Source organism: Virgibacillus sp. GM2-2 (genome assembly GCF_055329585.1).
The window spans coordinates 1-268 of the sequence record NZ_JBUZWC010000085.1 but is presented as its reverse complement, the minus strand read 5'-3'; the positions used below and the strand labels follow the sequence as shown (position 1 = coordinate 268).

Sequence of the window (268 nt, the reverse complement as noted above, 5' to 3'; positions counted from 1 at the left end):
CGACGCCGACCACGCCGGCCTTCACGCCCACGGCGCCGCCGGCCAACACCCCCACCAACACGCCGACCGCCTCGCCCACCGCCTCGCCGACCCCGGTCGAGGACACCGCTGGCGCGCGGACGCCCGGCCCCACCCCCATCGCGCCGAGCACCGGCACCGGTGGCGGCGGGAGCGCGGCGAGCATGAACCTGCTGCTGCTGATTGCCGGCCTTGCCGCGCTCAGCGGTGGCGCCACGCTGGCGGTCGCGGGGAAGCGCCGCCGCTAACA

Annotated in this window: 1 pseudogene; it reads left to right on the top strand. The window is 78.0% G+C overall.

Annotated elements, in window-relative coordinates:
• Positions 1–266, top strand: a pseudogene (locus ACY9Z2_RS19075) (hypothetical protein); the annotation flags it as partial.
• Positions 267–268 lie beyond the last annotated feature (2 nt).